Origin of the sequence: uncultured Psychroserpens sp. (assembly GCF_947503375.1) — a bacterium.
Classification (GTDB): domain Bacteria; phylum Bacteroidota; class Bacteroidia; order Flavobacteriales; family Flavobacteriaceae; genus Psychroserpens.
Window position 1 is genome coordinate 22,876 of the sequence record NZ_CANNDQ010000010.1, and the last position, 14,098, is coordinate 36,973.

The window sequence follows — 14,098 nt, forward strand, 5'->3', positions numbered from 1 at the left end:
TTCTCTCCCTTAATAAGTATACGATTAATATCATTTCAAGTTTTTGAAACTTATCGTTGTCATCGATAAGGCTTCAAGTATTGTTTAAAACTAATTAATTCATAAACTATGAGTGTTTTTGTAAAGGATATTTACATCCAATTACCAGAGTATAAATTTTCGTATGATGATGCAAATTTTTCAAAATTTATTGGCAGAAAAGAAGAATTAGAACGCTTAAAACGTAGAATAAAGCCAGAATCAGACACCAATAATAAAAAAAGGGCATCATATAAAGGTGCTTATCTGATTACCGGATATCGTGGTATGGGTAAATCCACCTTGGTAAAAAAAGCAATTCATGAAGTAAATGAAGATTATGAGAATGAAACTGGCAAAAAAGAAAAATTAGTTAACGAAATAAATATTTATCTCTCGCAAGATCAACTTACAGATTATGATCTATTAAAACAGTTATTTATTAATCTAAATGCTGAAATTGAAACTATAATTAAACGCAAAAACCCTATAAAAGTTTCTACCCCTTTGGTAGCTCTTATTGTTCTTCTACTTCTTGTAGCTTTTATTAAGTATGGTCATAGTAACATTTATCCGTTGCTGTTTGAGTCATTTTCAATTAACATTGGAGCTACCAACATTGAAGGTGTTACTAATGAATTACTCATGTTTTTTGTCTTTTCAATCATATATACTACTAGTGTAATTTTAGCTAAGAAGGGTATTGAGTCTTTATATAATTGCTTTTATTATAAAAAGGATAGAAGACAATTGGTTCAGAAACTAAATCAAATTAATAGAAGAATCAATTCTGGTCTTGAGGTAAATAATAATTCTGGTAATTATGCATCATCAAATCAAGATTCGGGTTCTCCAATAGAACCTATATTAAATGCATTAAATACTAATAACAATACAGATAATCCATTTAAACAAACTTTTGAGAAACTTACTGCAAAAGAGCTAGAATTTGAAATATTGAAGATTTTAAAACTATATAAAGAGTATAATGGTAGCCAAAATAGACACTTATTATTTGTTATAGATGAGCTCGATAAACTTGAGCCTGAGTTTAATGAAGAAAGCATTGGTTTTTTTGAGTTAGGCAAATCAAAAATACAATCGAGAAGAGAAACCATTTCAAAGCTTTTAGCCAATTTAAAAAGTTTTATTCATGCTTCAGAGGCCAAGTTTATTTTTATAGGTGGCGCAGAAATGTATGATGCAAGTTTAGCAGATATTGCAGACCGAGAGTCTTTTTATGGAAGTATATTTCATGAAGTTATATATCTTAATAGCTTCTTTAGGGATTTTGTTAAAGAAAAGAGAGGACTCAGTCAAATGACAGAAAATTACTTGATTAGACTGTTACTTCCTAAACACTTTAATGAAAAACCAGAAACATGCACCCTAAAAAACTATTACCAATTCTTATCCAATAGCAATATTGAAAACAGAGATATTATTATATATCACCTTCATCGCTTTATTATTTATTTAACCTATAGAAGCAATGGTAGTCCTAAAAAACTTAAAGAATTTATTGAATACTATTTGGTAAAAGAAGGAGATACATCATCAAACTCAAAACCAAAGATCATTCTTGGAATTGATTCTAAAAAAAAGGATAAAAATATATTTTTAAATGCAAAGCAACTCCTTAAAGAAGAGGTCTTTTTACGGTTGGAGTATAGACAACAACATAAAATTGGTCTATTGGCTTCAATTGTACTTCCATATCTTATTAATAATGAGACGCATCTCAAAATATTCAATGATAAAAACCTCTATTTATCTGCTTTCCTTATTGATCATATATTAAAATTTCACAAGTCTGCTTTCTCATGGCGAGAACTAGAATTGCTACCAGATATCATAATGGGAAGTAAAGGTCCCAATTTGAGAAATACATTATCAGATCTTACAACATACTTATCTTCTAAACACATTAGAGAGACCACAAATGCTATGTTTGAATATAAATTTAGAAGCAGGTCTTCCATGGAATTGAAATACATCTCAAAAGTGTCTGATGAAAGTGCAGCAGCATTCAATTTCACATTTGATGAATCGTATCATCTAAAGTCTTTTTTCAAAAGAAAATTGAGACAAAAAATTGAAGCTTATAGTAAAGACAAATCATTTTCAAACGATTCATTTATTCACACCATCTCTAATTTAAATGCAACTATTGCAGATATACACTTTTATGATGAAGAATATGATTCTGCTATCCGTTATTATGCAGATTCTATTCAACCCATTAGAACCCTAAAACAACAAAATGCAATTCTTAATGCACACCAAAAAATCCTCTACATAAGAAATAGGCTTTTACTTTCATTATGTCTTGAAAAAATGAATAATTACAATTCGGCCTATTCAATTATAAGAAGTGTAATGCTAGACTCAAATCACTGGGTCTTTGGTTTTGATAACAAAGAAAATAATGAAAATAAAAACCCAAAAGAAAAGACATGGGAACAGCCATACAAACGTATGCAGCTATTTTTAAGACCTCACCTGTCGCTTTTGCTAATCATTGAAAAAAAGAGATCTGACGGGATTACAATAAGCAACCTGAGAAAAAATATAGACGAATACTCCTCCTTCATGGGACTAGTAAATCTCTTCCCTTTTAAACCCTTTAATAATGATTTGGAATATAGAGGTGCGTTTCCAGATCATATAGATGGAGATCATAAACGAATAGAAACACTATTAGCAGATTATTATCAAAATATTGGTTCGCTACTATTTTTTAAAAACAGAAATTACAAATCTTTACATGAGCTAGGCGCTTTTGGTGTATGGAATCAATTTTTAAAGATTGGTCCTCTCAAGTTTCCTAATCTAATGCAAACATCAATTGATAATTGGATGAAAGAAAGAAATTTTACTATAGGGGATAAAGATTTAGATGATGATAAAAAAATAAACTACCTGTGTCTTAGCAATATAAGAAAAATGATGGAAGAAGCTAATAATGGCAAAAAGAAAAGATTTTACTTTCCTTCCTTTAGTGCTTCATTTTATTACATCACTTCATTGAATCATATTGTAAATCCTTACATAGAGAATGTTGCATCAATCTTTATAAAAAGATATAAAAATTACCATGATACACCTTTTGTTATAGAAAGTTTGTTATTCAAGGATGAAACGCGCCATGTATTAAATGGTAAACAAAAAAAATTATTAGGACTAATAACCTCAAAATTGGCTGATACAATCTTAAGCTGTATTGGAAAAGTAAAAATTGATCAAAAGCAAGCTGACAAAATTAAAAATATTGACGTTATAGAAAAGCTTGATCGTATATTCTGGGGTTTTGTATATCTGAAAGAAGTCAAAGTAGAAACTAAAAACGGAACTAAGACCAAAGAAGAAATTTATAAGATTCCTTTCAATACTTTTTTTTCAATACAAAGTGTATTTTATTTATGTTTGCTTAGTAGTAGAGCCTACCTACTTGCTGGATTGTATTATGATGCCTTATTTAGTTTAAAAAAATGTCTGTACATCATTAAAACACATTTTAAAGAGTTAGGTGAAGATGGTACTACTACTAGTAATAAATACATTTTTGTTGAAAAATTCGCTTCGCTTATTGAAGAAAAATGCAAAAAAATAATTACAAAATTTCTTGAAGAAAGCTCTAACGAAGATCATTATAATTTTGATGATCTAACAAACTCAACTTTTTCGATTAAAGACGATATAAAAACTGTTGATACCGAAGAAATTGATTTCTTAATGAAAGAGATCACATTTAACATTAAAGAAGAAAGAAATGAAACTTTAAATATATATAACCAGATTGAAATTCTAAACCAAGAAAGTAATTTACTTAAGAATATATATACACGGATTCAAAAACTGAGGTACACAGCCTTTATTAGACATAAATTTATAGATCATGTTTTAAGTTTTAAAACCATATCAAAAATTGAGCTAACCAAAAAGAACCTGGTCGACAAAAAAATGAGTATCACCAAGTTAAAAGGAGATAAGGATATAGATAAGGTTTACAGTATTCAAGGTGTAGATCAGGACAACAAGCCTAACGAGATATATGTAACACCATCAATAATCAAAGAATTGATTAGGTCTGTTTGTGAATTAAACCTCTGTAACAAGAATTTAATAAACATTATTAAAACTTATGGCTACACCTATATTATGAGTTACTCATATATGGCTACATTATATAAAAACATATACGATTGTTGTGATAAAAACAATTCTTTACAAATCGCTTTGAATGAGGCATCCAATAATTCAGACGAAGAAAATAAGGAATTGTGCTATAAAAATCTTTTTCCAGAATATAAAGAGTTCTGGTCTTTCAAAAACATGGAATCATATCGAATAAAAGCTATCGATTTTTTCTACAAAAGTATAGGGTTACATTCTGAAGGTTCTGAATACAGAGCCATTATAAAAGACATGTATATTTTAGAAGACGATTTTAATGACTCACTAGTTCATTTTTGTGCAGCTTTAGAACGAAGTGTTATCAATACCGGAATTATTGAAAAAAAATTACAAGACATAGAAAGCAACAATTCATAAATGACTTATATTAACACTTTTTTGGTAATATAAAACTGAGCTATGCGTATCTTTGCACTCGGAAAAATTGCAAATGAACCGAGTTATAATTTTTACTTGCTTTCTTTTAAGTTTAGCTGGTTACGGACAAAACATTCAAGTAGACAGTCAAAGTTTTACGCCTCAGCAACTTATTGAAGATATACTCATTGATAGTGACTGTATTGAAAATGTAGTTGTAACCAACGTTGTTGGTGGTGATTTCAACGGATCTGATCAAAGTTATGGATTCTTCGATGCAACTGGCACCTCCTTCCCTTTTCTAAGTGGAGTGGTATTAAGTACTGGACGTTTGAATAATGTTGAAGGACCAAATACAACATTGAGCGACGATGACGCTCCTAATTGGTCTGGTGATTCAGATCTTGAGACAGTTCTTAATGAAACGAATACCTTAAATGCCACTATTTTAGAATTCGATTTCACTTCTGTTGCATCTCAAATAAGTTTTAGATATATTTTTGCTTCCGAAGAATATCAAGAAGGCAACCCTAACACATGTCAGTTTTCAGATCTATTTGGATTTTTAATCCGACCAATAGCTGAACAGCAATATACTAACATTGCTCTTGTGCCAAATACGCAAACTCCTGTTAAAGTAACCACTGTACATCCTGAAATACCAAATGGTTGCGAAGCAGAAAATGAATTTTATTTCGAAAGTTTTAATGGGAGTAATGTTCCTATAAACTTCAATGGTCAAACTAAAATATTAACTGCAACGGCAGATGTTATTCCAAATCAAACGTATCATGTAAAATTAGTAATTGCTGATGAACAAAACTTTAGATTTGATTCGGCAGTGTTTCTTGAAGCTGGTAGCTTTGAATTATCAACAGATCTTGGACCAAATCGTTTAGTTTCTACCAATAACCCTATCTGCGAAAGTGATACTTTAGACCTAAATGCTGGTCAAATCAATAGTAACAGTTTTAAATGGTTTAGAGATGGGGTCGAACTTACCACAGAAACTAATGCCATATATACTGTTACAGAACCAGGAACCTATACTGTTGAAGTTACTCTAGATAATAATTGTATTTCTTATGGTGAGATCATTATCGAATACTCAAATAATCCCATAGCTTTTAACTCTGTATTAGTCGAGTGTGATCAAAATCAAGATGGTTTGACCTTATATAATCTTTTTGATATAGAATCTAATGTCACTAACAACGATAACACCATTTTTATTTCAGATTTCTTTTTTACTGAAACGGATGCACTTCAGAATATAAATGCCATAGTTGGTGCAAACAATTTTCAAAACACCGTTCCTTTTCAAACACTTTTTGTAAGAGTCGAAAATCAAGCCCAATGTTTTGACGTAGCCGAAATAGAATTACAAATATCTAACAACGTTTTAGTCATACCTACCATAGAATCTTGTGATGGCGATCTTATTGATGGCTTTGCAGATTTTGACCTCACTCAAATTACAGACGCCATTCAAAATCAAATTCCGTCAGGAGCTTCAGTCATGTTTTTTGAAACTGAAATTGATGCCTTTTTTGAAACTAATAGTTTAAATACTACTTATCAAAATATCCAACCTAATACACAAACCATATTTGTAAAAGTAGTTAGTAATAATCAATGTTACTCGATCACATCTGTAAACTTAGAAGTTCTATATACACCAACACTTGTAGGAAATGAGGAGCTAATCTATTGTCAAAACGCTTTCCCTGAAGCTATTAGACTAATTGGTGGTGTGCAAAACGATTCTCCAAGTAATTATTATTATGAATGGCTGTTTAATGGTGTCACCACTACAGTAAATACTTCGTTTAACGATATCAATGATCCAGGCACTTATACAGTTATAGTTACAGATCCAAATGGTTGTTCATCAAGTAGGACAATAACTGTCAATTCTTCAAACATTGCTACGATAGAGAATATAATTGTACAAGAAGCTACAACTAATAATACAGTAACTATAGAAATCTCTGGTGAAGGTTCGTATGAATATGCTATTGATACCTTAGGAGGCGTTTATCAAGACTCAAGTTTTTTTGGTAATGTTGCTCCAGGATTCCACACTGTTTTTGTTAGAGACATCAATGGTTGTGGTGTTACAGAAAAAACCATTTCTGTCTTAGGGTTTCCAAAATTCTTTACACCTAATGGTGATACCTATAATGAACGATGGCATGTCTATGGTGTTAATACAGAATTCAATCAAGGCATAGATATTAAGATATTTAATCGTTATGGAAAATTACTTACGCAATTTGATCACTTAAGCAATGGTTGGGACGGAACACTTAACGGGCAACAACTTCCAAGTGATGATTATTGGTTTCATGTTACACTCGTAGACGGCAGAACATTTCAAGGCCATTTCTCTTTAAAACGCTAAAGCCTTCGATTGTACCAGAAACGTTAAATTTCTCAAAAGCAAACACCACAAATCGACTAGCATTTTCTATATTTGAGTATTAAATAAATAGCTAAAACAATTACAACTCAGGAATGCAGTTTAAACACCCAGAAATTCTTTACGCGCTTCTCCTACTTATCATTCCCATAATTGTTCATTTATTTCAATTACGAAAATTTAAAAAAGTAGCATTTACAAATGTTCAGTTTTTAAAAGAATTAACATTACAAACACGTAAGAGTTCACAATTAAAAAAATGGTTAACGCTTTTAACTCGTATATTATTGCTGGCTTGTGTAATATTTGCTTTTGCTCAACCCTATATTTCAAACTCTGAAAATTTTAATACCAAAAGTGAAACAGTGCTATATCTAGATAATTCATTTAGTATGCAAACACAAGGTAATAATGGCACATTATTAAACAGAGCTATTCAGGATATTATTGAGCATGTTGATGAAAACGAAAAAATTTCATTATTTACAAATGATGTGAACTTTTATAATACGAGTATCAAAGCCATCAAAAATGATCTTATTCAATTGAAACACTCCCCTAGTCAATTAGACTACGATGCGATTATTTTGAAAGGGAAGCAATTATTTTCTGAAGATGAAAGTAGTATAAAAAATTTAGTGCTCATTTCAGATTTTCAACAAAAAAATAACACATTCACCACAGAATTAGATAGTCTTACTAATTTAAGACTCGTTCAATTAAAACCTACTAATACAACTAACATAAGTATAGATACTGTATATGTCTCTAAGTATGCTATTGAAAATCTTGAGCTTACCGTCAAAATAAAAAACCAAGGCCAACCTATTGAAACACTGCCTGTTTCTCTATATAACAATGACAATCTTATAGCTAAGAGTGCTGTAGAAATAGATACTGAAGTAGAGACTGTTTTCACTATTCCAAGTAATACAGTATTCAATGGAAAAATTATAATTGATGATCCAAATCTTCTTTATGATAATGAGTTATTTTTTAACATAGACCAAAAGGAAACTATAAAAGTTCTTGCCATCAATGAAGCCGATGATACATTCTTAAGAAAAATTTATACAAACGACGAATTTGATTATACTGCTTCACCATTTAATGCGTTAAATTACAATTTCATAAGCGATCAAAATTTAATCATTTTAAATGAATTAAAACAAATTCCTTTATCATTGACGACTGCTCTTAAAGCGTTTACAAACGATGGCGGAAGTGTGTTAATCATACCTTCAAATGATATTGGTTTAAACACTTATAATCAATTTTTTAAAAATCACATATTATCTAAATTTAATACATTAAATTCTGTAGAAAAAAAAATCACTACAATTAACTTTTCACATCCATTACTACGCTATGTTTTTGATAAAGAGATTCAGAATTTTCAATACCCAAAAGTTAACTCATATTATACCAATGACTTGGGCTTTGGAGCTTCCATACTCAGCTTTGAAGATGGCTCTTCGTTTTTATCGCAATCAGGGAATGTATATCGCTTTTCAGCGGCTCTAAATGAAGAAAATTCCAACTTTAAGAACTCACCACTTATAGTTCCTGTACTCTATAACATTGGCAAACAAAGTTTAAAAATTGCGCGATTATATTATGTAATTGGAGAAGAAAATACCATAGACATAGCCACCAAGCTACAACAAGATGACATACTAACTTTGGTAAATGGTGAAAATTCTGTCATACCCTTACAACAAACGTATACTAATAAAGTTGAATTAACAACCAACTCATATCCAAACTCATCAGGCATAATTTCTGTACAAAACAAAGCAACCTTCTTAAAAAATCTAAGCTTTAATTTTAGTAGAGATGAAAGCAATCTAGTCTACATAGATCCGACTACTATTGCTAATGCAACAGTTAGTAATTCTGTAGCTATAACAATAAACGATATAAAAAGTGACACAAATGTTAACGAGCTATGGAAATGGTTTGTTATTTTTGCACTAGTATTTTTATGTATCGAAATGCTCATCTTAAAATTCTTGAAATGAATGCACTTGTAAAATCTGCAACTATAGTAGATCCCAAAAGCAATTTTCACAACCAAACTGTTGATATTTTAATTGAAAAAGGTTTTATCTCAAAAATAGCTAAGCGCATTTCAAATCCTAAAAACTATAAAGAGATTAAACGAGATAATCTTCATGTTTCGCAAGGTTGGTTTGATAGCAGTGTATGCTTTGGAGAGCCTGGATACGAGGAGCGTGAGACGATAGAAAACGGGCTTAAAACAGCAGCCTGCTCAGGTTTTACGGCGGTTGCCCTGAATACCAATACCAACCCAGTTATAGACTCATATGCTGACATTTCTTTCTTACTATCAAAATCAAACAAGCACGCAGTTAACATTTACCCTTATGGTGCCTTAACTAAAAATAGTGATGGTAAGGAATTAGCTGAACTTTTTGATATGAAAAGCGCTGGAGCAGTAGCCTTTTATGATTATCAAAAGCCTATATCTAATTCTAATTTAATGAAATTAGCATTGCAGTATGCTAGTAATTTTAATGGATTAGTTTGCTCTTTTCCACAAGAATCACAAATTAGTGGTTTAGGTGTAATGAATGAAAATATTACAAGTACTTCTATAGGTTTAAAAGGAAACCCTTCATTAGCTGAACAGCTACAAGTGGCAAGAGATTTATTTATTTTAGAATATACTGAAGGCAAATTACATATTCCAACTATATCAACTGAAAAATCTGTAGCACTTATAAGAGCTGCTAAGAAGAAAAAACTAGACGTTACTTGTAGTGTTGCTATTCATAACTTATTATTTACTGACGAGCAACTAAAATCATTTAATACCAGTTTTAAAGTATTGCCACCATTGCGGACGCAAAATGATATTAACGCATTAATTGAAGGATTAAAAGATGGTACTATAGATATGGTTACTAGTGATCATAACCCAATAGATGTAGAGCATAAAAAACTAGAGTTTGATTATGCAAAATATGGAACGATTGGTTTAGAAAGTGCATTTGGAGCTTTAAATTCTATCTTAACAACTAAAAAAACTATTGAACTGCTAACAAAAGGGAAAGAACGATTTGATATAGAGCCTACTCCAATCACTGAAGGCAACAAAGCCGATTTAGCTTTATTTAACCCAAACGGTAATTATATTTTTACTAAAGATAATGTGATATCAACTTCTAAAAACACAATCTTTGAAAATAAAGAATTGACTGGAAAGAGTTATGGAATCATTGCTAATAACCAAATCGTTTTAAACAATTAGAATTGAGTCATGCAACAAAATTCATCCAAACAAAATAATAATTTAGCCATTGTGGCTTACTTGACACTTTTTGGAACATTAATCGCATTCTTCATGAATCGAGATGTGCGTAACCCGCTCGTTTCATTTCATGTAAGACAAGCTTTGGGACTTTGGTTATTACAATTACTTTTAGGCTACTTCATTGGTGGCTTTAATAGTTGGATGGTTACCATTTCATTTTGGGTGTTCTTTATCGTGCTATTTCTTTACGGTATCTTTGGTGCCTTAGCTGGAAAAATGAATGAAGTTCCAGTTCTAGGATCTTTTTTTCAAAAACTTTTCGCATCTATAGGCGAATAACATATGAGTTTATCACTATATCATATCACTAAACCTTCTTCATTAAAAGAAAATGCACCATTACTCATTATGTGTCATGGTTATGGAAGTGATGAGAATGATCTATTCTCCTTTGCTCAAGAATTACCAGACGAGTTATTTATCATTTCTGTAAGAGCTCCATATCCTATGCAGCCATTTGGAAACGCATGGTATGCAATAAATTTTGATGCCAATCAAAATAAATGGAATGATGTTGACCAAGCTATTGAATCTCGTGATAAAATTGCGAATTTTATTGAAGAAGCATGTGCTACTTATCCCGTCGACAAAACCAAAGTAACTTTGTTAGGTTTTAGTCAAGGCACGATTTTAAGCTATGCTGTAGCGCTCACTTATCCTGATAAAGTAAAGAATATTATAGCATTAAGTGGTTATATAAGCCAAGATATGCTTTCAGAAGATCTTGAGACTAAAGACTATTCGCATTTAGATTTTTATTGCTCTCATGGAAGCGTAGACCAAGTAATTCCTGTAGATTGGGCAAGACGAGCACCTCAGTTTTTAAACCAATTTAACATCAAAAACACGTATTCAGAATTTCCCGTAGGTCATGGTGTGGCACCTCAAAATTTTTACCAATTAAAAAACTGGTTAGAACTACGTATCTAATTAGTTATGGTCGATATAGTGAAGACTCAACAACTCTAAATTTCAATTCTTTTTCTTCTCCAACATTTTCAATATCATAAGCCAATAACATTTCTCCCCAATATGTACCATCCGTAAAACTAGCTATAATCCACTTGTGATTTAACATTCGTATTTGATCTATGAGCATTTTATTCCCTGTCATAGAGGCATAAGGCACTAAAGGATGATCTTCAGTTTCATATATATTAAGACTCATCAATTCATCTTTTATAAACGGAATAAATTCTGATATTCGATAACCTTGGTCCTCCCAATACTGCATCGCATCGTCATTAGTATCAAACTTAAATGTATATAAATCAGTTATCTGATTGTCTTTCATTAATTGCAATGTATCCTTAACAGCCATTTCACGGTCTAAAGCGTTAGTCAACTTCTTATCATAATCTTCAATAATATTTTTGGAATTTACAAACTGAAATATGACCAGTAATAATGCAAAAATGAATAAGTACATAAAAATTCTATTCTTCATAATCTATAAGTGTATTTGTAAGTTATCGTATGCTAAAAAAACGTTATCAGGCAATTTTTGTTGTACCTCATCATGAAACCCTAAATAATGACTAATATGGGTTAAATAAGCCTTCTCTGGTCTAACCTTAAGGATAAAAGCTAGTGCTTCTTCAATGTTGAAATGAGATATATGTGCTTCCTCACGTAAAGCATTAACAACCAGAATTTTAACATCTTTTAGTTTTTCAATCTCTTCTTCTGCTACTGTTTTCATATCTGTTAGATAAGCAAAATCTTTAAATCTAAAGCCAAAGACTTGTAATTTATGGTGATAGCCATTAATAGGAATTACAGTTAAATTCCCAAGAGTAAATGGTTCATTTTTTATTTCATTCTGAACTACACTAGGCACACCAGGATATTTAGCTTCTTTAGTGAAAATATAATTAAACCGCTTATTCAGTTCACCTAATACGCGTTTATGTGCATAAAATGGGATATCGCCTTGTCTAAAGTAAAAAGGCCTAATATCATCTAAACCCGCAGTATGATCGGCATGTTCATGAGTAAACACTATCCCATCAATTTTATGACAATTTGCCCTTAGCATTTGTTGTCTAAAATCTGGACCACAGTCAATCACATAAGTATAATCTTCCCATTCAACCAATACAGAAACGCGCAAACGTTTATCCTTAGGGTTGCTACTCAAACAAACCGGATGATCACTTCCTATTACAGGAATTCCTTGTGAAGTACCAGTACCTAAAAATGTGATTTTCAATTTAAAATGGTTTGAAACAAAAATAAACTTATTTTTTTGTTTAACATGCTAATTTAATACCTTTGTAAGAACGTATAAACCCAGACTAGAAGATGGAAATAACCTTAAAAGGCGATAGAGAATTTGATGAAATTCCTTCATTAAAAACGAAGTGCCTTCGTATTAACCTTAACGAAAACATTTACGGTACTTTTGCAGAGATAGGTGCAGGTCAAGAAACTGTACGCCAATTTTTTAGAGCTGGTGGAGCTTCAGGGACTATTGCAAAAGCAATGTCTGCCTATGACAAAGCATTTAGTGATGCTATTTATGGTATTGAAGATGATAAGCGTTATGTAACAGAAGCTAGATTGCGTAAAATGTTAGATCATGAAGTTAATTTAGTCGAAGAACGGATTAAAAGAGAAATCCATCCTAATAAAATGTTCTTCGCATACGCGAATACTGTAGCTACTATTGATTTTGCAAAAAAGTATAAAGGTCATGGTTGGGTAGGTATTAAATATCAAGTAGACCCAAATCAAGGTTATAACGAAATCGTTCTTCATATACGTTTTAAAGAAAATGATGCTAGGTTACAACAAGAAACACTTGGTGTATTGGGTACCAATCTCATCTATGGTGCATTTTACAAGTATAACGAACCAAAAAAATTATTGCGATACCTCTATGACCATTTAGACAAAGATCAAGTTGAAATAGATACCATAAATTTTGAAGGTCCAGTTTTTGAAGATGTCGACAATCGTTTAATGAGCTTACAACTAGTAAAAAACGGAATGACCGATGCGGTGATGTTTGCGCCTGATGGGAATAACGTTCTACCAGCTAGAGTTTTATATAAAAAGAATATCTTGGCACTTCGTGGGAGTTTCAGACCAGTAACCAAAGTTAACATGGACATGTATAAGAAATCTTATAATATGTTCATTAAAGAAAATAAAGTAGATCTTGAAAAGACACAAGTGATTTTTGAAATCACATTATCCAATCTTAGAGCTGAAGGTGAAATTGACGAACAAGATTTCATGGATAGAGCACGATTATTATGCTCGCTAGGTCAAACAGTGTTGATTTCAAATTTCCAAGAATACTATAAACTTGTAGAGTATTTCTCTCAGTACACTAAAGCTAGAATGGGGTTAGCAATGGGTGTTAATAACCTTGTAGATATTTTTGATGAAAAATATTATCGCCATCTAAGTGGAGGAATCTTAGAGGCTTTTGGCAAACTATTCTTTAAAGATTTGAGAGTTTACCTCTATCCAATGCAAAATGATGATGGATCTTTAACTACAAGTGAGAATTTAAAGGTGCATCCTAGAATGAAAGAACTTTACAAATTCTTTAAGTACAATGGTAAAGTTGTAGATATTACTGATTTTGACGAATCAACGCTTACTGTATTCTCAAGAACAGTTCTAAAAATGATTGCCGATGGTAAAGATGGCTGGGAAGGCATGTTACCAGAAGGTGTTGCGAAACTGATCAAAGAGAAAAGTCTTTTTGGTTGCGAAACAGAACAAGTACATTTAGGAGATTGATCATTTTAATA

The 14,098-nt window shown here is 31.4% G+C and carries 9 protein-coding genes; 7 read left to right on the plus strand and 2 right to left on the minus strand.

The features are described 5' to 3' along the window. Window positions 1-108 precede the first annotated feature (108 nt). The 6 genes from Q0876_RS14480 to Q0876_RS14505 all read left to right on the plus strand — a co-directional run bounded on the left by Q0876_RS14480 (window position 109) and on the right by Q0876_RS14505 (window position 11,261). Complete coding sequence (locus Q0876_RS14480) at window positions 109-4,572, plus strand: ATP-binding protein (protein WP_299229200.1); 4,464 nt, start codon at window positions 109-111, stop codon at window positions 4,570-4,572. A gap of 73 nt (window positions 4,573-4,645) precedes the next feature. Further along, the gene (locus Q0876_RS14485; protein ID WP_299229202.1) at window positions 4,646-6,976 is read left to right on the plus strand and encodes a choice-of-anchor L domain-containing protein; all 2,331 of its coding nucleotides are present in this window, start codon (window positions 4,646-4,648) and stop codon (window positions 6,974-6,976) included. A 113-nt stretch (window positions 6,977-7,089) separates the two neighbouring features. Then, on the plus strand, window positions 7,090-9,015 hold the full coding sequence (locus tag Q0876_RS14490; protein ID WP_299229204.1) for a BatA domain-containing protein: 1,926 nt from the start codon (window positions 7,090-7,092) through the stop codon (window positions 9,013-9,015). Beyond that, complete coding sequence (locus tag Q0876_RS14495) at window positions 9,012-10,268, plus strand: dihydroorotase family protein (protein ID WP_299229207.1); 1,257 nt, start codon at window positions 9,012-9,014, stop codon at window positions 10,266-10,268. The genes Q0876_RS14490 and Q0876_RS14495 overlap by 4 nt, the downstream gene beginning before the upstream one ends. Before the next feature lie 9 nt (window positions 10,269-10,277). Beyond that, window positions 10,278-10,610 carry a hypothetical protein gene (locus Q0876_RS14500; protein WP_299229210.1) on the plus strand — a complete coding sequence of 111 codons (333 nt, stop codon included), beginning with the start codon at window positions 10,278-10,280 and terminating at the stop codon, window positions 10,608-10,610. Between the two features lie 3 nt (window positions 10,611-10,613). Beyond that, window positions 10,614-11,261 (plus strand): alpha/beta fold hydrolase, encoded by a 648-nt coding sequence (locus Q0876_RS14505; protein ID WP_299229213.1) that lies wholly within the window; start codon window positions 10,614-10,616, stop codon window positions 11,259-11,261. A 4-nt stretch (window positions 11,262-11,265) separates the two neighbouring features. Here the strand turns inward: Q0876_RS14505 and Q0876_RS14510 are convergent, their stop codons facing one another. Beyond that, window positions 11,266-11,778, minus strand: a complete 513-nt coding sequence (locus Q0876_RS14510; protein WP_299229216.1) for a hydrolase — start codon at window positions 11,776-11,778, stop codon at window positions 11,266-11,268. A 3-nt stretch (window positions 11,779-11,781) separates the two neighbouring features. Further along, window positions 11,782-12,543: an MBL fold metallo-hydrolase gene (locus tag Q0876_RS14515; RefSeq protein ID WP_299229219.1), complete on the minus strand. Its 762-nt coding sequence runs from the start codon at window positions 12,541-12,543 to the stop codon at window positions 11,782-11,784. 92 nt (window positions 12,544-12,635) lie between these two features. Here Q0876_RS14515 and Q0876_RS14520 point away from each other — a divergent pair, with 92 nt between their 5' ends. Beyond that, complete coding sequence (locus Q0876_RS14520; protein WP_299229221.1) at window positions 12,636-14,087, plus strand: TonB-dependent receptor; 1,452 nt, start codon at window positions 12,636-12,638, stop codon at window positions 14,085-14,087. The last annotated feature ends 11 nt before the right edge of the window (window positions 14,088-14,098 follow it).